The 23526-nt window shown below is 28.0% G+C and carries 22 protein-coding genes and 1 riboswitch; of the genes, 1 reads left to right on the top strand and 21 read right to left on the bottom strand.

The features are described 5' to 3' along the window. Positions 1 to 2 precede the first annotated feature (2 nt). From pth to purR, 17 genes are all read right to left on the bottom strand, one after another. A complete protein-coding gene (gene pth / locus BLP75_RS16500; protein WP_092727643.1) occupies positions 3 to 563 on the bottom strand; it encodes an aminoacyl-tRNA hydrolase in 561 nt (186 codons plus the stop codon). 13 nt (positions 564 to 576) lie between these two features. Next, positions 577 to 1206: a prepilin peptidase gene (locus tag BLP75_RS16495; RefSeq protein WP_092727642.1), complete on the bottom strand. Its 630-nt coding sequence runs from the start codon at positions 1204 to 1206 to the stop codon at positions 577 to 579. 99 nt (positions 1207 to 1305) lie between these two features. After that, on the bottom strand, positions 1306 to 2082 hold the full coding sequence (locus BLP75_RS16490; protein ID WP_092727693.1) for a prepilin peptidase: 777 nt from the start codon (positions 2080 to 2082) through the stop codon (positions 1306 to 1308). Between the two features lie 37 nt (positions 2083 to 2119). Then, the gene (locus BLP75_RS16485; protein WP_092727641.1) at positions 2120 to 3220 is read right to left on the bottom strand and encodes a PulJ/GspJ family protein; all 1101 of its coding nucleotides are present in this window, start codon (positions 3218 to 3220) and stop codon (positions 2120 to 2122) included. A gap of 18 nt (positions 3221 to 3238) precedes the next feature. Continuing rightward, positions 3239 to 4303, bottom strand: a complete 1065-nt coding sequence (locus tag BLP75_RS16480; RefSeq protein WP_092727640.1) for a type IV pilus twitching motility protein PilT — start codon at positions 4301 to 4303, stop codon at positions 3239 to 3241. Positions 4304 to 4325: 22 nt separating this feature from the next. Then, entirely contained in the window at positions 4326 to 5612 is a 1287-nt protein-coding gene (locus BLP75_RS16475) for a type II secretion system protein (protein WP_139149859.1), read from the bottom strand. 16 nt (positions 5613 to 5628) lie between these two features. Next, on the bottom strand, positions 5629 to 6171 hold the full coding sequence (locus BLP75_RS16470) for a hypothetical protein (RefSeq protein ID WP_092727638.1): 543 nt from the start codon (positions 6169 to 6171) through the stop codon (positions 5629 to 5631). A gap of 87 nt (positions 6172 to 6258) precedes the next feature. Then, positions 6259 to 7140, bottom strand: coding sequence for a type 4a pilus biogenesis protein PilO (pilO, locus tag BLP75_RS16465; RefSeq protein ID WP_092727637.1), 882 nt, complete (start codon positions 7138 to 7140; stop codon positions 6259 to 6261). Next, positions 7133 to 8722, bottom strand: coding sequence for a PilN domain-containing protein (locus tag BLP75_RS16460; RefSeq protein WP_092727636.1), 1590 nt, complete (start codon positions 8720 to 8722; stop codon positions 7133 to 7135). The genes pilO and BLP75_RS16460 overlap by 8 nt, the downstream gene beginning before the upstream one ends. Before the next feature lie 15 nt (positions 8723 to 8737). After that, the gene (locus BLP75_RS16455) at positions 8738 to 9943 is read right to left on the bottom strand and encodes a type II secretion system F family protein (RefSeq protein ID WP_092727635.1); all 1206 of its coding nucleotides are present in this window, start codon (positions 9941 to 9943) and stop codon (positions 8738 to 8740) included. Between the two features lie 11 nt (positions 9944 to 9954). Next, a complete protein-coding gene (locus tag BLP75_RS16450) occupies positions 9955 to 11631 on the bottom strand; it encodes a GspE/PulE family protein (RefSeq protein ID WP_092727634.1) in 1677 nt (558 codons plus the stop codon). A gap of 143 nt (positions 11632 to 11774) precedes the next feature. Continuing rightward, complete coding sequence (locus tag BLP75_RS16445) at positions 11775 to 12242, bottom strand: type IV pilin protein (RefSeq protein WP_092727633.1); 468 nt, start codon at positions 12240 to 12242, stop codon at positions 11775 to 11777. A 90-nt stretch (positions 12243 to 12332) separates the two neighbouring features. Continuing rightward, positions 12333 to 12415, bottom strand: a riboswitch (cyclic di-GMP riboswitch). Positions 12416 to 12527: 112 nt separating this feature from the next. Continuing rightward, the gene (locus tag BLP75_RS18445; RefSeq protein WP_242872452.1) at positions 12528 to 13124 is read right to left on the bottom strand and encodes a type II secretion system protein; all 597 of its coding nucleotides are present in this window, start codon (positions 13122 to 13124) and stop codon (positions 12528 to 12530) included. A 336-nt stretch (positions 13125 to 13460) separates the two neighbouring features. After that, positions 13461 to 14411: a ribose-phosphate diphosphokinase gene (locus BLP75_RS16435; RefSeq protein ID WP_092727632.1), complete on the bottom strand. Its 951-nt coding sequence runs from the start codon at positions 14409 to 14411 to the stop codon at positions 13461 to 13463. 87 nt (positions 14412 to 14498) lie between these two features. Beyond that, the gene (glmU, locus tag BLP75_RS16430) at positions 14499 to 15872 is read right to left on the bottom strand and encodes a bifunctional UDP-N-acetylglucosamine diphosphorylase/glucosamine-1-phosphate N-acetyltransferase GlmU (protein WP_092727631.1); all 1374 of its coding nucleotides are present in this window, start codon (positions 15870 to 15872) and stop codon (positions 14499 to 14501) included. Between the two features lie 221 nt (positions 15873 to 16093). Continuing rightward, positions 16094 to 16372: a septation regulator SpoVG gene (gene spoVG, locus BLP75_RS16425; RefSeq protein ID WP_092727630.1), complete on the bottom strand. Its 279-nt coding sequence runs from the start codon at positions 16370 to 16372 to the stop codon at positions 16094 to 16096. Between the two features lie 128 nt (positions 16373 to 16500). Next, the gene (purR, locus tag BLP75_RS16420; protein WP_092727629.1) at positions 16501 to 17379 is read right to left on the bottom strand and encodes a pur operon repressor; all 879 of its coding nucleotides are present in this window, start codon (positions 17377 to 17379) and stop codon (positions 16501 to 16503) included. A gap of 222 nt (positions 17380 to 17601) precedes the next feature. On the opposite strand from purR, the gene murC reads away from it, so the two are divergent. Next, positions 17602 to 18957: a UDP-N-acetylmuramate--L-alanine ligase gene (murC, locus tag BLP75_RS16415; RefSeq protein ID WP_092727628.1), complete on the top strand. Its 1356-nt coding sequence runs from the start codon at positions 17602 to 17604 to the stop codon at positions 18955 to 18957. A gap of 59 nt (positions 18958 to 19016) precedes the next feature. On the opposite strand, the gene BLP75_RS16410 is transcribed toward murC, so the two are convergent. From BLP75_RS16410 to BLP75_RS16395, 4 genes are all read right to left on the bottom strand, one after another. Beyond that, positions 19017 to 19826: a hypothetical protein gene (locus BLP75_RS16410; RefSeq protein ID WP_092727627.1), complete on the bottom strand. Its 810-nt coding sequence runs from the start codon at positions 19824 to 19826 to the stop codon at positions 19017 to 19019. A 71-nt stretch (positions 19827 to 19897) separates the two neighbouring features. Further along, positions 19898 to 20794, bottom strand: a complete 897-nt coding sequence (locus BLP75_RS16405) for a cation diffusion facilitator family transporter (RefSeq protein ID WP_092727626.1) — start codon at positions 20792 to 20794, stop codon at positions 19898 to 19900. Between the two features lie 235 nt (positions 20795 to 21029). Continuing rightward, complete coding sequence (locus BLP75_RS16400; RefSeq protein WP_092727625.1) at positions 21030 to 22145, bottom strand: M20/M25/M40 family metallo-hydrolase; 1116 nt, start codon at positions 22143 to 22145, stop codon at positions 21030 to 21032. Positions 22146 to 22241: 96 nt separating this feature from the next. Continuing rightward, positions 22242 to 23477: a hypothetical protein gene (locus BLP75_RS16395; protein ID WP_092727624.1), complete on the bottom strand. Its 1236-nt coding sequence runs from the start codon at positions 23475 to 23477 to the stop codon at positions 22242 to 22244. Positions 23478 to 23526: the final 49 nt, after the last annotated feature.

Below are 23526 nucleotides of genomic sequence, written 5' to 3'. Positions count from 1 at the left end.
CACTATCCGTTGTATTTGTTCATAGATATATCGATATTTTCTCTTATAATACAATCAACTGCACGATATGCTTTTTCTAAACCATTTTCTAAATCTATAGATTCCTCTTTTCTAAATCTAGAAAGTACAAAATCAGCTAAGTCTTGTCCTGGCATTGGCTTAGATACACCTACTCTTACTCTTGGAAATTCTGTCGACCCTAAACACTTAACTATAGATCTCATTCCATTATGAGTTCCACCACTGCCTTTTTTTCTTATTCTGATTTTTCCAACATCTAAGTCAATATCGTCGTATATTACTATTATATTGCTCAAATCAACTTTATAGTATTTATATATATCTATTAAAGTTTCTCCACTTAAATTCATATATGTTTGTGGTTTAACTAGTAAAACTTTTTCTGACCCTATTCTTCCTTCACCTATTAAGGCCTTATGTTTTATCTTCGTCACTGATATACCATATTCCTTTGCAAGAATATCTATTACATCAAAACCTACATTATGTCTAGTTTTATCATATTGTTTACCTGGATTACCTAACCCTACTACTACGTACATTTTCCGTCCTCCTTTAATTGCCTATTATATCAAAATATATTTTTAATATATCATTATTGGTCATCATTATAATTATTGTTGATAATGATATAAATGGTGCAAATGGTATTTTTCTTATTTTATCACTTTTCATAAAAAGTATATATATACAATATATACAAGCTAAAATATATGATAGAGATACTAAATATATAGCATAATCATGTCCTAATGTAAAAGAACATAGGCTATATAAACCTATATCTCCTTGACCTAGTCCCTTAGTTATTTTTGATATTATATATGCTAAAACAAGCCCTATTATCATTGCAGATATATGGCTTGCTGAATTTAAATCTTTATTTGATGTTGAGATAAAAATTATACCTTGAATTATTATACCACTAAGTATTGTTATATCATATATATCTGTTGTATGATAGTCTATTATTGAAATTATTACTATAAATGGTATTAATGTTAGATATTTTATAGATTCTATAGTGAATCCATATTTAAGATAGATTGAAATCATTGTTAATATAATTACTGTATAGATTATTACAGTGTTTGTTTTGCTCTTTTTTATTTCATCACATATTGAATAAATTTGATTATTGGAAATATATGATGCTATTATCGAAATAAGTAATATATAAATCATAGTTAATCAATAGTAGTAGCAAGGCTATTATTAATTATTAACTTATAAATATATTTAATACTCTATTAAATTCCAAATTTTGTAATATTAAAAGGCTGTTTAAAACAGCCCTGTATACCAACTTATTATATTAGTTCCACATAGAACAACCATTAAAGCTCCAATAGAAATAAAAGGTCCATATGGTATCATCGAATTGTACTCTTGTTTTTTTAATCTGCTGTTAACTATGACAATAATTCCATAAAATGCTCCTACATATATACTAAGTAGCATAGTTAATAGTCCACCTCTAATGCCTAAAAATAAACCTGTCATAGCAAAAAGTTTTATATCTCCTCCACCCATGACTTCTTTTTTTACTATAAATTCAATTAGACTTGTTAAAATTAGCATACTACCACCGCAGATTAATGCTCCTGATAAACTATTTTTTATTCCTATTCCTTGTCCTAAAATATTAGCTAAAATAGCTACTATACTTCCAAATATAATTAAACAGTCTGGAATTATATAATGATCTATATCTATAAATGTTATTATAATTAACATTGATATAAATATTAAATAATATATAGTTTGAATATTATATCCATATTTATTAAAAACTAATAAAAATAATATTCCTGTTAAAAATTCTATTAATACATATCTATATGAAATTTTTTCACCACAATATCTACATCTTCCTTTAAGCATAATCCAGCTAAGTATTGGAACTAAATCCAAAGGTTTTAGCCTTGAATTGCAGTTGTAGCAGTGTGATGGAGGGTTTATTATTGATAATTTTTCTGGTATTCTAAATATGCATACATTATAAAAACTACCGAAAACAACTCCCATAATAAAAGATACTATCATAAAATATATTTCCATTTTAATTTCTCCACTTTCACTTATATTATCTAAATCTTTATTTATATATAAAATCAACTATTATGGTATTCTTCTTATTACTATTAGATAATTTACTTATATGTACATTCCCACTTATATTATATTGATTTTTATAAATATCTCTAAATTCATATACTTTACCACTACTTAATTTTTGACTTGAATAGTTTGGAATTGAAAAATTTTGTACTTCTAAACCTTCACTTAATGAAATTTTTATTCCTGTTATATATTTAATAATTTCATTATTAATTGGCATAACTAAATCTCCACCCGTATGCGAACTCATATATCCACTGTCAGTATTTATAAATATATTAAAATTTTCTTTGTAGTCTCCATGATTTCTCTTAATAGATTTTGATTCGACCTTTTCATCTAATATGTTGCATTCTATTTCCTTGGACCATTCATACTCTCCTGAGTTTTGAGTTTCATTCGTCTTAGTATATTTAAAAATCAAATCTCCTTTTAATGGTAGATCCTCAGGATCTTTAGGAGGTATACTTATATCTTCAGATTTAATATATCTAGAAGTTACATTAAATACATGATTCACATTTTTATCATATCTACCATTGTATTGTATGCTAACTTCATAAGGATTTTTTCCCTTTATTATAAACGGTGGTAAATTAGTACTTTTTAATATACTATTACTTGTAAAATTAATTTTTACATCTTTTGAATCATGTCTACTTACGCTATATTTGTATTTATTATCTTTAAACTCTATGTTAGTAATATATTTAGCTATTACTTTATTTTCCTTATTATCAGACACTATTGTATATGTATATATCATTGATTTATTTGATTGAGTACTATTTATAAATCGAATATATTCATCATCTAATCTACCTAAATTCAATTTACTACTGTCTTCTTTAACGGTTGTTAAATCCAATTCAATAGATGTTGATTGTTCAATGTCTCTATTTAAATAATTATTTATATCATTCATCGTTAATTGACCTTTATTTATGTTTCCTTGATTTTTTGTAGATATAATAGATTTATCTATTATTTTATAGCCTACAAAAATCACTATTGTTAATATTGATAGTGAAACTAAAAGTTCTAGTAGTGTAAAACCATTATTCTTTCTTATATTCACCTATACTCCTCCATAAACTTAGTAATTTATTCCCCCAACTAGTCTAGATGTATATTCATAATCAGAGCATCTACTTAAAACACTTTCCCTAGAAATTCTTCCTTGTCTATATAAATTAACAAGCTCTTGATCCATAGATTGCATCCCTAACTTAGAACTAGTTTGAATTATATTTTGTATTTGATAGGTTTTATTCTCTCTTATTAAGTTTCTTATAGCTGGTGTTGCTATCATAACTTCTAACGCTGCTACTCTATTTCTTCCATCTATGGTTTGTATTAACTGTTGAGAAATTACACCTTCACAAACAGTAGACAGCTGAGTCCTAATTTGTTGTTGCTGTTCTGCTGGAAACATATCAACAATCCTATCTATTGTCTTTGCTGAGCCTACAGTATGTAATGTTGAAAATACCAGATGACCTGTTTCTGCTGCTGTAAGTGCTATTGACACAGTTTCTGGATCACGCATTTCTCCAACTAAGATAACATCTGGATCTTGTCTAAGTGCTGCTCTTAATGCTGCATGGAAACTTTCTGTATCGCTACCTACTTCTCTTTGATTTACAATACCCTTTTTATGATGATGTACGTATTCTATAGGATCTTCTAATGTTATTATATGTCTTTCTTGTGTTGAATTTATTATATCTATTAAACTAGCTAAAGTAGTACTCTTACCACTACCAGTTGGTCCTGTTACTAATATTAATCCCTTGTGCTTTTCTGCAAATGTAGCTATAACATCAGGTAACCCTAATACTTTAAATGAAGGAATTTGTGATGTTATTGTTCTTATTGCAATAGCGTATTTGCCTCTTTGCTTATATGCATTTACTCTAAATCTATCTCCACTTGGCAATGATACTGATAAATCTACTTCCCCTTGATTTTCTAAAGTTTTAATTTTTTTTTGATCAGTTATTTCCCTGGCCATAATTTCTGTATCTTGTTCTGTAAGGTTAGTTTCTATTAGCTTTACAAAACTTCCTTTTATCCTTGCTATCGGTGGACTATCAACTGTTATGTGTAAATCAGATGCGCCTAATTCTACTGCTATTTCTAATAAATTAAATATATTCATTTTTTACTCCTTTTTTATAATACTATTTAATAAAATTCAAATTACTATTTTTATCATAATAATTGGAATTATATATAGATGCTTTTAGTTCTAACAAGTTTAATGTTAGATCTTCTAAGTCATCTAAAATATGTTTTTTATCTTCACTTATATTTTTTTTATAATCTGTATTTAATATTTTAGGGTTTACTTCTTCTCTTATATGCTTTTCTATGTCATATACCTGATGATTTATTATTTTATCTATATAAGCATTTATTATATTATTTATGTACTTTCTTTTTTCAATGCTATCATGTTGGCCTTGTAAAATTAGAATCTCTCCATTTATTTCACTAGATATTTTGTTAAACAAAGCTTTATTTGCATCAAATAATTTAATGTAGTAGTTATATTCATTAGCTAATCCATATATCCACAAATCATTATAAAGTTTTTGCATATTTAGGGTATAACTCTGTATGAACATATTATGAGTATTCAACCAATTTAATCTATGAGATTCATTTAAATCTTCATCCATTTTTTTATTTAATTTTTCTAATGTATATTTACTAGCTTTAATATAATATTTTCCTTCATATAGTAAATCTAAGTCTCTATTTTCATTTGTTTGAGCTATGTTTTTTTCAGTTTCTTTTATTATTTTTTCAACTTGTGGCATCATGTTAAGTATATCTATTTTATCTTGTTTAGACATATCTATAAGTGTTTTGTTTTCTATAACTTTATCAATTGATATTAAATTAGCTAATGTCTTATCAGATAATTGAGAAAATACATTCAATGCTTTACTTAAACAATAATTTAAGTAATTTTCTCCTTGTAAATTATTATCACCTTCGTCTTCAGAAACAGAGCCTTTATTGCTCAATATCTTGGTTTTAATAAATGTATTTCGTTTACTAAAATAATTATCTTTAAGGCTTACTCCTACTTCGATTTCAAATAAATATAATTCTTTGCCTACATCGTTTTTTTTTAACTTTACCTCAACTTTATAAATCTGATTTTCAATATTTTTTTCATAATTAACTATCTTAAAATCTATTTTACCAATATCTTTTATATCAATGTCTTTATCATGTAACGTTAACTTATCTTTATCTCCTAATGACTTTATCTGGCTACGTAAATCTTCTATCTGGCTTTGTGCTATATTAAGGGCTTTGATATCTCTATCATTTTTTATATCTATCCTCTTTGTACTATTTATAACTCTAAAAAATACAAAAACTAAAAAGCCTATAATAGCCAAAGACACTAATAGTTCCAGTAATGTAACCCCTCTATTATCTTTTTTAACCAATTGACCACCTTCAATACTAATTAAATTTATTCCAGCTATTTATGTCGTATGTAATATTATAGTTTTTAAATTGATTTAAACCTCTTATTTTTACTATAATTTCTGATTTTATTTTATAACTATCATCATACTTAAACTCTTTTCCATTGCTATCTATATTCTCATTTGCCTTAACTATAGTTAATTCAAAATCTAAATTAGAATTTTCTTTTACACTTATATAATTATCTCCTTTATCTATTTTGTCACTTTCTTTAACTACTGGATTTATATATGTCAAACTATCTTTGTTATATTCAATTTTATATCCTATTTTTTCAGTTTTATTAATATCGTATTTTATAGTATTTATTTTTATATTAGATAAAAATTTTGCTAGTTCTTCTTCTATTTGGCCTTCTACTTGATACTTCTTTTTTAAGCTTTCTTCAAGTTTTAAAGTAGATTTCACTTGATTTCCTGACTGAATCAAAAATGAAATAGTTATTATAGTAACTATAGCCATAATAAATATAGCTAACACCATTGTAGAACCACTATTATCTTTTAATTTTTTCAATATTCCACCAACCTCTCTACAAATAAATTGCATCTTACAAGATTAAACCGTAAGATGCAATTTATAAACGTTTCTTATGAAACTATATTAACTTAAGGTATCTTCAAATGGATTATTTTTTCCAGGTTTCCATTGAGATGGTTTGTCTGTTTCCAATTTTATAATATCTTTTTCTGAACTATAAACTATAAATTTTATATTAGCTGATACATCACCAGTAGCTTTAGTAAATACTTGGACATCTACTGTATTAGACATATCTCCCACACAATTTAAATCTGGTTGTCTTGAACCACTTTGATCTGAATTTCCCCAAAGAACTTCACCTTGTAACATTTTTTCACATTCCTTATTTAAATGATATAATTTGTCTTCTTTAGTCCAGTATACTTTCTTTTGAATTTCTTTTTTTATTTCAGTGGGCTTTGTTGTAATATTATAATCCATAACTTGAGTTATATTTTTTTGTTGCTCTAAGTAATAAATTAACTCCTTAACACTGCGATAATTTCCCTCTATATTTAGATTCATCGGTATTGCATAAAATGTATCATAATTCACGCTATCTTCTATCGTATAGCTAACTAAATTAATCCCTAAATTTTTCATAAATTTATCTAAACCTATAAGAAACAATCCATCTTCCATATCGTGACTTAATCTTTGACTTTTTACATTTGCTTCTCTATTTAAAGAATTTAATTTATCATTTAAACTAGGTATTTTTTCTAGTTTTTCTTGATATGTTGATAGTTCAAGCTTTGCCTCATTTAGATTTGACTTAATTGTTTTATACTCTGAAAACTTAGGATATACTATAAAATATCCATAAAAACAAACTAAAACTATACTAATTATAATAACTGCGATCCCCTTTGGATTTAGCTCTTTATTTAAAAAATTAGAATCAAAAATATCCTTAATGTCCATATATAATATACTTTGTTTTTCTTTTTTACTTTTATTCATTTGTAATTACACCATCCTTTACATCTGCAGTAATGCTAAAATTATAAGAAGTCCTATGACCATTTTGTCCTTCCACTTTTTGTTCTGATACTCCTGATAATTTTACATTTTCAAAGTAAGGCAGTTCTTTAAGTTTATATACAAATTGACCTACATGAGATGGTGTATCTGCTTTTCCTACCATTGTTATAAAGTTAGGTACTTTTTCATATAAAGGTTGCTCTTTTTCTTTATCACTTTTTTCATTTTCTTCTTTTTCATTTAGTTTAATATCTTCTAAACTTTGATTGTCTCTTTTTTCTTTATCTGACACATAACTTATACCTAATGTATCTAATTGAACTTTATAAGGTATATTTTCATCTATAGAATTAAGTATCGCTTCCCATTTTGGTTCTTTTTTAATGAGCATATCATAAATTTTTATTTCTTCTTCTTTTTTATTTATTTTTTCTTCTATATCACTAATTTGACTATAATCTATTTTTAATTGATCTATTTGTCTTGTTATATCATTTAACTGATTTTGTTTTAAACCACTAATTAAATTAAATGCCATTATAGGAATATATAAAATTATTAATATTAGAGGTGCTATTTCTAACGATCTTATAACTCTTTTTCTTCGTTCTTGTTTCCTTCTTATTTCATTTGGAAGTAAATTCATTTTTAAATATGGTGATTTATATTTATCTCTAATCATACATCCTATATTATCTACAATTATATTTAAATCAGCTTCCAAAATGTTTCCTTTTATCTCTTCATCTATATCGTATAAATTCTCTATTCCTGATATAACTTCGCTAGCAAACATCTTCTTAAAACTTTCTTGAACTTCTTTATTGTGGGCATGCGTACCTACAACTACTATGTTATCCACTATTTTCCCAAAGTTCCTAGATGAATAATAGTTCATTAGTCCATTAGCTTCATCTACTAACCTCATATAATCATATATTTGAGCATCTTCAGTTAACCTTACTGGAACGTTATCGTGAATATACAAAGAGTCTTCCTTGTATATATCAATAGAAGTACTATATCCTCCTGTATTAACTATCATCATATCAGTATATTCAATTTCTTTTAATAATCTTGAGTATGCTGCTGGCAATATATCAATGCATTCTAAATTTATATTATGTTCATCAAATATACTTAAAATATTTTTAACTTCATTTTTCTCTACCCCTGCTAAAATCAAATCTAGTTGCTCTTCACCCTGATCTTCTATTTCTTTCATCACTTCATAAGAAAAAATATATTCATCACGTTCAAGAGATATCATTTCATCTATTTCCATAGACATAATTCCATCTAAATCTTTAGGATTTATTTTAGGAATTTTATTAGATTTAACAATTACATCAATAGTATTTAAGCATAAAATCGCTTTTTTAGATTTATAATTACTTGATTTTAATGCATATTTTAATAGGTCATATTTATCATTATAATTTTTATCTATTTCATCTGATGACATAAACAAAATATCTTTTATATTAAACTTATTTTTTTTGTATGCCCCCTCTACTATAGAAATATAATCTCCATAGTAAGATATATATAGTTTCGTCATTCGCTATTCTCTCCTTTAAATGGCATCATAAATACTCAACATCGGTAAAAATACTCCTATAACTAAAAATGCAGCTATAATACCAACTATTATTATCATTATAGGTTCTATCATTGATACCATTCTGTTTAAGTAAATTTCTGCCTCATGCTCATAAAACTCCGACATTTGATTACTTATATTTTCTAACTGACCTGTCTGCTCTCCAATAGAAAGCATCTGTACTAAAACAGGATCAAAATATCCCCCTTTTTCAAGGTTATCAGCAAGATTTTCCCCTCTTATTATGCCATCCTTCGCATCTTGAATAGATTTCTCTGCTATTGAATTGTTTAGGCTTTCTTTTATATAATCAAGTCCTTGCAATAGCGGAAAACCCGTAGAAACAAATAAATACAATGCTTTAGAAAATCTCATAGAAACTACAGCTTTTATACCTTTTCCTAATAATGGAGTTTTATTTATTAATACGTCTTTATTATGTCTTCCTATAGGTGTTTTGACATATTTTTTTATAAATAATATACTCCCAACTATAAATAATAAGACTAAATACCAATAGTTTTTCATAAAATGTCCAACTACCATTATAGCTTTACTTATTGGAGGCATTGTTGCTCCAACTTGTATAATAGATTCCATCATTTTTGGCATTACAAAACTACTAAATATAAATAACATTATGAAACTAGTTGTTCCTATAATAAGAGGGTACATAGATGCATTTTTCATCTTTTGATTTATTCTGTGTTCTCTTTCATAAAAAGTCCCCATACTTTTAAATACTTCTTCCAATGTACCTGTTGCTTCCCCTGTTGCAACCATTGCACCCAAAAGTTTAGGAAATTTAGACTTCTCATTTAACATAGAATCAGCTAAAGTAGATCCTGATTTTAAATCATTCACAATTCTTATTATTTCTTCTGATAATAATTTGTTTCCCGATCTTTTCGCTAAACTTTCAAGACCAGTTATACTATTTATACCTGAAGCTAGTATAATTCCATACTGTCTACAAAAATGGCTTATTGTATCCGATTTAAGCCTATTCTTAGAAAATTTATTACTAAATAAATTTCCATCAGTATGCTCTTTTATATCTAATACTCTTAATTTCTTTTCTCTTAATTTGCGTCTTGCATCATTAAAATCATTTGCAGTAATAACTCCTTTTGTTTTTTTACCATTAACCATTATAGCTATATACTTATAATTTTTCATTTAATCACCTCTTACTGAGCTGTAAATGTTACTTTTAGCATTTCTTCTATAGAAGTATCGCCATTTATAACTTTAAAAACTGCATCATCTTTTAATACTTTCATTCCATTATTTTTAGACATTTCTAGTATTTCATCTTCTTTAGCACCACTGTTAATTAAATTTCTTATCTCTCTATCTAACATAAGGATTTCGTATACCCCTACTCTTCCCTTATAACCTTGATTTCCGCATCTATTGCACCCTACTGATTTGTATACTGTCACCTCTTGTTCTACAGAAATTCCTAATGCTTGTTTTTCACCTATTTCAGCTTTTTTACCTTCTTTACAGTGTGGGCATAATCTTCTTACTAACCGCTGAGAAACAACACCTACTACAGATGATGTAAGTAAATATCCAGGAACATTCATATCTAATAATCTTGAAATTGCACCCACAGCTGTATTTGCATGTAAAGTACTTAATACTAAGTGTCCTGTTAATGCTGCTCTTATTGCTATTTCTGCTGTATTTAAATCTCTTATCTCCCCAACCATTATAATATCGGGATCTTGACGCATGAACGCCCTTAGAGCATTACTAAAATCAAGTCCTGCTTTTACATTTATTTGTGACTGATTAATTCCTTCTAAGTCATATTCTATTGGGTCTTCTATTGTTAATATATTTTTCTCAATACTATTTAACTGATTTAACATCGAGTATAAAGTAGTCGTTTTTCCACTTCCTGTCGGACCTACAACTAATATTAATCCATATGGCTTTGATAAAAGTTCATCATATAGGTTTATATTATCATTATTTAGACCTAAAGCATGCTTTCCTACAAGATAGCTTGTCTTATCTAAGACCCTCATAACTACTTTTTCGTCTCTAATAGTTGGCATTGTAGAAACCCTAAAATCGATAGTTTTATTATCTATATTTTGAATTATCCTCCCATCTTGAGGTAACCTTTTCTCTGATATATTAAGTCCTCCCATAATTTTTATACGACTCACTACTGCTCGATATGGTTTTGAACTTGTCTTCATATGTTCTCTAAGTAAGCCATCTACCCTAAATCTAATTCTCATATAATCGCCCTCTTGCTCTATATGTATATCACTTGCCTTTATTCTTACAGCGCTTTCTAATATACTATGAACTAGCCTTACTATAGGAGCTGCATTTACATCATCCTCTAGCAATATATCATCTTTTGCTATTTCTTTTTTTGTTTGAACATATTCATTTATGGCTTTATTTAAATCTGCGCTCGAGTAACAACTATCTATAGATTGATTAATTTCTCCAATACTACTTATATATGGAATTATATCTTTACCTGATATTCGTCGTATATCTTGCATTGCTACTCTATCTTGAGGATCCGCCATTGCTACTGATAATCTATCATTTTCAATCCTAAATGGGAACACAGCATATCTTTTACATATATTTTCAGGTATTAATTTTGTTGCTGAAGGTTCTATTATAGATGGTGTTAATGTCACATTTTCTATATTTAATAAGTCAGTTAACACTGATGTTAATGTTTCAGCACTTATAAGACCTTGTTCTATTAATATTTCTCCTATTCTTTTTCCCGTTCCTCGTTGCAGTGAAAGGGCTCTTTCTAACTGTTCATCGCTTATATACCCGCTTTCTACTAATTTATCTCCTATTCTTACCTTTTGAGCCATTATCTCACCTCTGTTTTAGATTTTATTATATTAATTTTTATTTAAATAACTGCTCATACTATTTTTTAGTAATAAATAATGAATGCCTGTATTATTTATTTAAAAAGCGCTTATAAACATCAGTTTATAAACGCTTCAATACTTTATTTATTTATTAAATTTATTGTTATTGTTGTTGAGTTTTCGTCTTTTCCTACTACCATATCACCTAAATCTTTTTTTAATTTTGATAATGCATTTTCACTCATTTCAGAACCTGATTTTTGAGTTATTTTTAATTGTAATGCTCCTCCTGGAGAAGATTCTTCAAGAGTGTAATTAGTAGCTTTAAATGGATTACTTAATCCTTCTATCTCATCTTTTATATCAGTATTTGTAACATTTCCATCTTTATCAAATATATCACCCTCTGGATAAGTTGAGTTATCTGCATAATATGATAATGATGCACTTCTTATTGCACTTATATCTGCTTCTAAATCTGAAACTTTTCCTTTTTCTATATTTTTAAATAATGCTGGCACTGCAACTACTGCTAATATTCCTATTATAGCTATTACTACCAATAACTCAACTAATGTAAATCCTTTGTTATTTTTCTTTTTTAACATTCCAAAACTCCCCTCATTTTTAACTTTAATACTAAGTTAATTTTCTATGATTTAATTTTAAAATAAAAAATGACTATAATCAAAGTTATGAATATAGTCGTCGGTTGCGCTACTAACTCCACATATCCAAAGCGCCCAAATTAAGTATATGTTTCTTAGTCCCTTAGTGTAATATCCTTTAGTATAATTATATTGTACCAAAATATGGTTTGTCAATTAATATACTTTAATTACATTTAAAATGATTTAATTTTAAAACTTTTATTATTTTTGTGTATATTTTAACTATTTGTCTATTAACCCTAAATATATTTCCATTCCATATTTTTTAAAGTCTTTATTACTTAAAAATATATTTTGATATCCTAAATCTCTTCCTAACTGATGGAATTGAGACTCTGTAAGCTTAGAATGTTCTTCTATTTCATTTGAATTAGCTTTATATGGTCTTAAGGCCAAAATAGCTTTAAATTTATTTTGCAATTCACCTGGTTCTATATATTTAAATTCTTTGCTTTCTTTATCGTATTCCCATCCTCCAAAATTTATATATGGCTTGTCTTGTTCTCCAGATTTGTAAGTATAATCTGGAACTATATGATAATATCCTCCTAATGGAGTTTTTGTAGATCCCCCATCTATGTATTTATCTATAAAACTTTGATTTGCTATTTCATATGGTAATTGTCCATTTTCTACATATTCAGCTAAAACTGCACTTTTTATTGCAGAATAATCTGCTTCTACATCAGAAATTTTAGCTTTTCCTATTGATTTAAATAAACTTGGCACTGCTAATACTGCTAATATTCCTATTATTGCTATTACTACTAATAACTCAACTAGCGTAAATCCCTTTTTATTTTTGATCTTATGTATCATTTTATCAACCACCCCTATTAACTATATATTTAATTTATTTAAATAATAACACACTTTATTATTTTGAGTTTTATATTATATTAAAAGGCTCATAGTTTATATATAAGCCATGAGCACTTTAAGTATTTTGATCAATCTATTAAAATTTTACATTTTCATATCTTTATATAAACTTTATACTAATTACAGTATTAATGTTACATATGAAACAATCTTATAAATAAAATTTTTACTTACCTTAGATAACCACGTAGGTTTTATCTCTCATGTGCCAACTACTTCTTCTATTGCATAAAAAATGCACATTATATAAAATAATGTGCATTTTAACTTTAATTAGAATAATTTACTAACTGATTCATTAGCGAATATTTTCTTTATAGCATCCCCAAATAAAGGAGCAACTGTTTTTACTTGAATCTTATCTATTTTCTTTTCTTCTGGAAGTTGTATAGTATCAAGTACTATTAACTCATCTATAGCAGAACCTTCTATTCTTTCTATAGCAGGACCTGATAATACACCATGAGTACAACAAGCATATACATCTTTAGCACCAAATTCTTTAAGTGCATTAGCTGCATTAACTATAGTACCAGCTGTATCTATCATATCGTCTAATAATATAACATTTTTACCTTTAACATCACCTATTATGTTCATTACTTCACATACGTTAGCCTTAGGTCTTCTCTTGTCTATTATAGCTATTGGAACATCTCCGTCTAATCCATTAGCAAATTTTCTAGATCTTGTAACACTTCCTAAATCAGGAGATACTACAACTAAATCTTCTATGTTCTTAGTGTTGAAGTAATCTGCTAATATATTTCCACCTTGTAAATGATCTAGTGGTATATCGAAGTATCCTTGTATCTGAGCTGCATGTAAATCCATTGTTAAAACTCTATCTGCTCCTGCAGCTGTAATTAAGTTTGCAACTAATTTTGCTGTGATTGGATCTCTTGCCTTAGCTTTTCTATCTTGTCTTGCATATCCGTAGTAAGGAATAACTGCAGTTACCCTTCCTGCTGATGCTCTTCTTAATGCATCTATCATTATTAATAATTCCATTAAATTATCATTTACTGGACTATTAGTTGATTGAACAACGAAAACATCACAACCTCTTACTGTTTCAGTTATGTTTACGCTTATTTCCCCGTCACTAAAAGTTCCAACTTCACAATCTGCTACTGGTACTCCTATGTGATCAGCTATCTTTTGAGCTAATTCTTTTGATGAATTTCCTGCAAGTATTTTGATTTCGCTTCCGCTAGTGTTCATTTTTATCCTCCCGAAAATTTTAAAACATTGGTTATATTTATTAAAAATTCAAAGCTATTTGCTTGAAAATAATAAGCTTGTTAGTTGCTACTTTTTATCTTTTTGATCTTTATTCTCTACCCAACCTTCTTTGATGACCTGTCTTTGTCTAGCTATTGCTAATGCTGACTTAGGAACATCATCTGTTATAGTTGAACCTGTAGCTACATATCCTTTTTCTTCTACTGTTACCGGCGCAACTAAATTAGAATTTGAGCCTATAAATGCTCCATCCTTAACTACAGATTTAAATTTATTTTTTCCATCGTAGTTTACAAATACTACTCCACATCCTATGTTAACATTTTTACCAACATGAGCATCTCCAATATATGAAAGATGTGATGCTTTTGAATTATCTTCTATTGTAGCATTTTTAACTTCTACGAAGTCTCCTATCTTAACATTGTTTCCTATGTTACTCTTTGGTCTTAAATATGCATATGGACCAACTGTTGTATTTTCTCCAACTTTACTATCTATTATAGTTGAGTTTATTACTTCTGTATAATCACCAATTTGTGAATTTGTTATACATGAGTTCATACCAACTGTACAACTTGATCCTATTTTTGTTGTTCCTTTTAGCATTGCTCCTGGATATACTATAGTGTCATTTCCTATTTCAACATTAGCTTCTATATATGTTGAATTTACATCTATTATAGTAACTCCATTTACCATGTGAGATTCATTTATTCTTCTTCTCATTATTTCTTCGGCTCTTGAAAGTTCTACTCTTGAATTTACTCCCATTAGTTCTTCTATTGTTGAACCATTGAAAGCTCCTACTTTTTGACCTTTATCTCTCATTATTTTTATAGTGTCTGTTAAATAGTATTCTCCTTGAGCATTATTGTTATCTAATAAATCTAAAGATTCTCTTAAACTCTTTCCATTAAAACAATATATTCCTGAGTTTATCTCTTTTGCATTCTTTTCTTCTTCATTAGCATCTTTTTGTTCTACTATTTTAAGTAAATCTTTATTTTCATCTCTTATTATTCTTCCGTATCCTGTTGGGTTGGCAACTTCTGTTGTAAGTACAGTTGCATGATATCCATGATTTATGTGATAGTCAAATAATCTTTTTAAAGTTTCTTCTTTAACTAAAGGTGTGTCTCCGCATAATACTACTATTGTATCTTCATCATTTATATATTCTTTAGCCATTATAACAGCATGACCTGTTCCTAATTGTTCAGTTTGCATTGCTATCATAGTATTTTCAGGCAATCTTTCTTTTACTACATCACTTTCATGACCTAATATAGTTACTATATCATTAACTCCTGATTTTTTACATACGTCTATTACATGGTTAACCATTTCTTTTCCACATACTTGATGTATTACTTTTGGAAATTTAGACTTCATTCTTGTTCCCTTGCCTGCAGCAAGGATTACAGCTTTAAAGTTCATGTCCCCACTCCTATCTTCGTGTTTCTATGTTATTTTTTCTGTTATTATTTCCTATATATCTATATTATGTAAATTTTATTGTTTGTATACAATGTCTTTGTCATCACTAATTAATATAGCACTTTTTTACATAAAAGTATACATTATTACAAAAATTTTAAGCACAAAAAAGAGCCGAATAGTTCGACTCTTGCAATTTGTCATCTTAATTTATATAATAATTATTCAGCTGCAACTTCTAATTGAGCTACTGCTTCATGATATGCTTTTAAAACTGCATCTTCTAGTACTTGTCTCATTTCCGCATTTATCGGATGAGCTATATCTCTGAAATTCCCTTCCCCAACTTTTCTGCTTGGCATAGCTATGAATAGTCCATTGTGACCTTCTATAACCTTTATATCATGTACAACAAATAGGTTGTCGAATGTTAATGAAACTATACATTTCATCTTTCCTTCATCAGTTATCTTTCTTACTCTTACGTCAGTTATCTTCATACCTTTTATATCCCCCTTTTAAGTTTTGACAAATTAATATATTTAATATTAGACTGTTTTTTTATATAATTCTATGAATGTTTTCAATATCCTTTTTTATTTTTAAAAATTTATTATTTTTTGTAGGATTATTCTTCTTCATCTTCATCTAATATATTGTCAATCTCCGATATCCCTTCTAAATCCTCATTTTTATATTCATCTTTAAATGTTTTTAAGTTAGGTTCAACTGTTATAATATCTCCATTTACATCTAACTGAATTAAAGATATGTAATCTTTTACCATCTTTGCTTCTGGCTCCATAGTTGATATGAATACTCCTGTTCCTATAACTTCTGCCCCAAATTCAGTCATAAGATCCATCATACCCTTTATAGTTCCTCCACCTCTCATAAAGTCATCTATTAATATAACTTTACTATTAGATTTTAAAGCTTTTCTTGGTAAACTCATGCTTTCTACTTTTGAATTTCCATTCACATATGTCATGCTAAGCGTCGGACCTTCTGACACTTTTATGTCTTTTCTTATTATAACTAATGGTAAATTCATAGCTTTTGCTGTCATTAATGCCATCGGAATTCCTTTAGTCTCCATAGTAACTACATAATCTGCTTCTGCATAATCTATATTTGATGCAAATATTTTACCTATTTTTGCGGCTATACTTGGATCATATATTAAATCTATTAGATATAAAAATCCTCCAGATAAAATTCTTGTTTTGTCACTAATTTTTTCACATAATTCCATTAAAAATTCTTCATTTTCTGCCTTAGATGTTTTAGGTATATATTTAACTCCACCTGCAGCTCCCGATATTGTTATTACTTTTCCCAGTTCTAATTTTTCGAAAACGTTTTTAACAACTATTAAATCTTCACTTATTGTAGATTTTGCTGCATTAAATTGGTTTGTAAAGTAACTTAGTGTAAATATTTTATTTGGATTATCAGATAGTATTTTTACTATAGCTCCAATTCTCTCCGTTCTTTTGAATTTCATTGAATTTCCCTCCTACAAGTGTAGTATTTATCCGTTAAACTAACTGATGCATAACTATATGTATTATGATATAATATTGGTTATGTTTTAATTAGTTTTTTAATATATTATATATATAGTTTAGTATATGTATATTTACCATAAAATATTGAACATTATACTATTATACCACAAACATAGTTCATATTGTAGGACTTAATTAAAAAGAAAGGTGGTTTTATTATGAATATACATTTCATTGGAATTGGCGGTATAAGCATGAGTGCTTTAGCTGAAATATGCCTTAATAAAGGTTATAAAGTATCTGGTTCAGATGCGAATGAATCATATTTACTAGATAAACTTAGATCTCAAGGTGCTAATATATTCTTAGGTCATAAAAAAGAGCATATATCTGATAATGTAGATATGGTTGTATATACTGCAGCTGTACATGATGATAATGAAGAGCTTGTTGCTGCTAAAGAAAAAAATAAACTTACGATGAATAGAGCGGCTTTCTTAGGCCAAATAATGAGAGAGTATAAAAACTCAATTGCAGTATCTGGAACTCACGGAAAAACATCAACAACATCTATGTTGTCTACTATATTCCAGTATGCAGACTTAGACCCAACTATATTAGTTGGAGGAAACTTAAGTACTATAGGTGGTAATGTTAAAATAGGTAACTCTGATCACTTCATAACTGAAGCTTGTGAGTATGTTGATAGTTTCTTAAACTTTAACCCTAAGATTTCTATAGTATTAAATATCGAAGAAGACCATTTAGATTACTTCTCTGGACTAGATGAAATAAAAGCTTCTTTCAATAAATTTGGAAAATTACTTCCAAAGGATGGATATTTTATAATTAATGGCGATGATGAAAATACTGCTGATATTTTACATGATGTAAAAGCTAGTATTGTAAAATATGGAAGAAATACTGATAATGATGCAGTAATAAAAAATATAGATTTTAATGAAAATGGCCATGGTATATTTGAGTTAGAATTTAAAGGTGAAAATTTAGGAGCATTTGAACTTTCAGTTCCTGGACTTCATAATATATATAATGCAACTGCAGCTATACTTACTGCTTATGTGTCTTCAATTGACTTAGAACTTATAAGAGATAATATAAAATCTTATAGTGGTGTTGGTAGAAGATTCGAGGTAAAAGGAAATTACAACGATGCTTTAGTTGTTGATGATTATGCTCATCATCCAACTGAACTAAAGGCTACTTTGTCTGCTGCTAAAAAGATGAAAAAAGCTAATTTATGGTGTATATTCCAACCTCACACTTACACTAGAACTAAATCTCTTTTAAATGAGTTCTCTGAAGCATTCTATTCTGCTGATAAAGTTATAATAACTGACATATATGCAGCTAGAGAAAATGATCCTGGAGATATCCATTCAAAAGACTTAGTTGAAAAATTATATCAAAATCATGTAGATGTATGTTATATAAGCAAGTTTGAAGATATAGTAGATTATCTTCGTGACAACATAAAACCTAATGATTTAGTTATAACAGCTGGTGCTGGTCCAATATATAAAGTTGCTGAAGATTTAGTAGAGAAAAAATAAATTTTAAAATAAATAAAAAGAGTATAAGTAGTTAAAATAATTACTACTTATACTCTTTTTTATTTTTTAGTAGATTCAAGCTCAAAAATATCATTTAGTAAATAATCATATAAAGCTGTGTGAACTTCATAATAAGCTTGTGCTTTCTCTTTACCTGAACCTGCAGTAATTTTCACATAATCTTTACCCATAGTTTCTATAGTAGTATCATAATACTCTCCATGGATAGATATTTTAAAATTATACTTACTTCTTTCTTTACTTTTTTCTGGTTGAACTTTTCCTACAATTCTTTTAGATCCCATTTTATAAGAAAGATCATCAAATTTCCATTTATGAACCTTTTTAACATCATTATTATAGCTTATTTCTACAGTTTTCCAACTTTTATATTGTTTTACAAAATCAAATGATAAGTATATACTTTCGCCTAATAATTTTTCAAGTTCATTTTTAGTTTCTACAGGAACCTTATAGTACTCTTCTTTACTAACTGTATAAACTCTAAAATAATTTAAATCTGTAGAAAATCTTACACCATCATCAGAATGCCCACTGTATATAGGATCGTATGATCCAGGCTTTCTAATTTTAGAAAACTCACTAAATAATACTTTAACTTTCTCCCAGTATTCAGATTCTACTCTTACACTCTCTCTATCTTTGTGAGATAGATATATTTTTTCTTTTGTACTTATTTGGTTTATTAATGGTCTAGTATCTTCTTCTTGATTTTCTGATTCAACTGGATCTGATTTTGTAACTTCCATCTTACTCGCAAAGTTAAATGTCACAAAATATATTATAAAAAATAATACCAGTCCTATTGCAAACAGCATACTTTTTTTGATTTTTCTCTTTTTAGCCATTAAATTCCCCCCTTTAGCTATATAATTATAGAATAATTATATTACTTTTCTAAGGATTTTGTAAGATGTAATTATTTAATACACATATTTCCTAGGCAATTGTTACATGGTTCAACATGCACAGTTATCCCTTTTACAAACTCCATATCGTTAATTATATGCTTTTCTAACATATGAGCAATATCATGGCCATCTCTAACTGTTAAGTTTCCATCCACGCAAATAGTTAAATCTACGTATGCCATAGCGCCATGTTTTCTTGTTTTCATATCACCTAAATTCAAAACTCCTTTTGTTTCTTTCGCTATTTGCTTAATTTGTTGTGTCTGTTCATCGTCTACTGATAAATCCATAAGTTCATTTACTGAACTTTTAAGTATATCTGCTCCAACCTTGGCTACAAATAATGCTACTGCCACAGATGCTAGTGGGTCTAATGCCTTAAATCCTAACATAGATCCACCTATTCCTATAAATGCTGCTACTGATGATAATGCATCCGATCTATGATGCCATGCATCTGCTTTTAATGCTGGTGAATTTATTTTTTTAGCTACCTTAATTGTTATTCTATACTGATACTCTTTTATCAATACAGATATCACAGAAACTATCAATGGTAAAACTGTAGGAACTTGAAGTTTATCTAGGTTAAATAAAGATTTAACTGCTTCAAAACCTATTGTTAATGATACAAATATAAGTAGTAATGATAGTACAAATGATACCAAAGTTTCAGCTTTTTCATGTCCATAGTTATGCTCTTTATCATGAGGTGTAGATGATATATAATTTCCTATTAATACTCCGACTGAGCTTATTATATCTGATGCAGAATGTAATCCATCTGCAATCATCGCACTAGATTTACCTAATACTCCTGCAACTATCTTAATAAATGTTAAAATAATATTCCATATTATTGATTGTATTGTTACTTTATTAGCTTCATCATATCTTGTCTCCAATTTAATATCCTCCATTATTGCAAATTAAAATTTAATTTTTATATTAGATTTAGATTTTTCTAATATTTTATTCACTCTTAAACTTATATCCATTGTTTGATAATTTAACCAAAAAACTAATTTCATCTGGTAATGGATACATTTTACTCTTAATACCGATTATCAATCCTTATAAACGTGAAAAATCACCTAGCAACTGCTAGGTGATTTTTTATTATACAATATTTATATAATATTATGCTTCTTTTATTAATTCTGAAACCATTATTGCAGAATTAACTAAGTCTTCTATAGCTATATACTCTTCTAATGTATGAGCATTTTTCATACCTATACCTAAGTTAACTGCTTTGATTCCATTTTTATTTAATATATTTGTATCACTTCCTCCTCCTGTAGAAGCTGTGTGTCCTTCTATTTTCATGTTAGAGAAAGCTTTTTTAGCAAGTGCAACTATTTCATCATTTTCTTCTACAGTGAAAGGTGCATATGCTCTATTAGTTTCTATTTCTATTTTAGCTCCAAATTCTTCAGCAGCCTTTTTGAATGTTTCTACCATATGATTAGTTTGAGCATCTAATTTTTCTTCGCTTAAACTTCTTGCTTCTGCTACTACTTCTAATTCTGGCATAACTATATTAGTTGCTATTCCACCTTTAACTATACCTACATTAGCAGTAGTTTCTTCATCTATTCTTAATAACTTCATATTTTCTATTGCTCTAGAAGCTACCATTATTGAACTTATTCCATTTTCTGGCTCAAGACCTGCATGAGCTGGTTTTCCTGTTATTTTAACATTTATAACATCTTGAGCAGGTGCTTGAATTATTATTTCTCCTGGAGATCCACCACTATCTAATACAAATGCATATTCAGCATTTAGCTTAGAATAATCTAAGTACTTAGCTCCAAATAAACCGCCTTCTTCCCATATTGAGAATACAACTTGTATGTCAGGATGCTTAATATCATTTTCTTTAAGATTTCTTAATGCTTCTAATATAGCTGCTATACCAGCTTTATCATCAGAACCTAATACTGTAGTCCCATCACTCTTTATTATACCTTTAGCTTCATCTATTATAGGTTTTATTCCTACACCTGGGCTAACTGTATCCATGTGTGAGCTAAATAATAATTTTTTACCTTCTCTGTTTCCTTTTAATGTTGCTATAACATTACCAGTTTCTCCACCAGCTTTTACGCCAGCTTCATCTATCACAACTTCACAACCGATTTCCTCAAGCTTTTTAACTAAAACCTTTGCTACTTCCCCCTCATGTGAAGATGGACTATCTATTTGTACTAATTCTAAAAATTCATCTATAAGTCTTTGCTTATTTATCATGACATTGCCTCCCTAAATAACATAATAATATCTATATACTTATATATTTTAGAGCATTGTCATTATATTAGCAAGACTAAAGGCAATTTATTCTAGTTATTTTGTTATTCTTCTAGTTCTAGAGTCTATAAAGCATAACCAATATCCTAAACTATCATTTCTTGTATCACATGGTTGATAAGTGGTAAATCCTGTATGACCTTTGTCTGGTTGCTCATTTTTATGTCCTGGCACTGCATATATATAGTGTTTTCTCTTGTTATATTCATCATACTGAACTCCAAATAAATAATGTCTATATTTATAAGATTGCATTACCGCATCACTATACATAGTGTAATTTAATGAATTAACATAACCAAGATAAGGCATTGTATATCCGCATAATGTAGTTGGACTTATTTCTATCTTCCACCATCTAGTATCATCTATATCTCTTGTAACAAAAGGCTTAACTTCATTGAAATATTTTAGTCCTTTTTTTATTTGCCTTGGCATTAATAATGCTCCAGCTGTTTTTGAGTTAGATTTACTTTCTTGTGATACATTTGTATATTTACTTTGTGGCTCGTAATTAGGTTTTTTTTGTTTATTTAATGCTGTATTTTTTCTAGATTGCTGTTTTGATTTTGGTTGTTGAATTTCATGTTGATTTTGTTGAGATATATTACGTTCTATAGTTTCTTCTACATTATCATATTCTTCATATTCTTCTTCATCGCCTTCTTCATCATACTCATACTCTACTTCATCATCATCATATTCGTCATCTATTTCTTCATATTCATCATCTATCTCTTCATATTCATCGTCTATCTCTTCGTATTCATCGTCTTCATCTATTTCTATATACTCTATTTCTTCATACTCTTGTATATCATCTTCATCGTCTATCTCTATATATTCTATTTCTTCATACTCTTCATACTCATCTTCATCATATTCATCTTCACCCGTAAATAGTATTTCTTCATAGTTCTCTATTTTACTACCTTTAAACCCTATTAGTGGAACAGATTTTTCATATAACAGTGCTATACCTTTTATTTCTATATCATCTTTGTCTAGATTTAAAACGAACTCACCTTTTCCTTGTTCACTTAAGACAACTTTACCTAAGTCTAAAGTTTCATAGTCACTTTGTATGGCAACAACTCTATAACCATCTTTTACACATTTAAGATTTTCTACATATAATGATACTATTGACTTTTCATCATTTATTTCTACCTTGGCAAATGCTTTAGGTAAAATGCGTTCTTTATATCTAAAATTAGTGTCTTTAGCTTCAAGGATTATATAATCCCTTTTGAATTTTCTCTTAGAAGCCATCTCTCTTCCCCCCCTTAACATAATCTCTCTAGATAGTATATGTTTATAT

It is taken from the genome of Romboutsia lituseburensis DSM 797 (genome assembly GCF_900103615.1).
Classification (GTDB): Bacteria; Bacillota; Clostridia; order Peptostreptococcales; family Peptostreptococcaceae; genus Romboutsia_F; species Romboutsia_F lituseburensis.
Note: the sequence above shows the minus strand (reverse complement) of the source record. Positions and strands in the feature narration are given on the sequence as shown.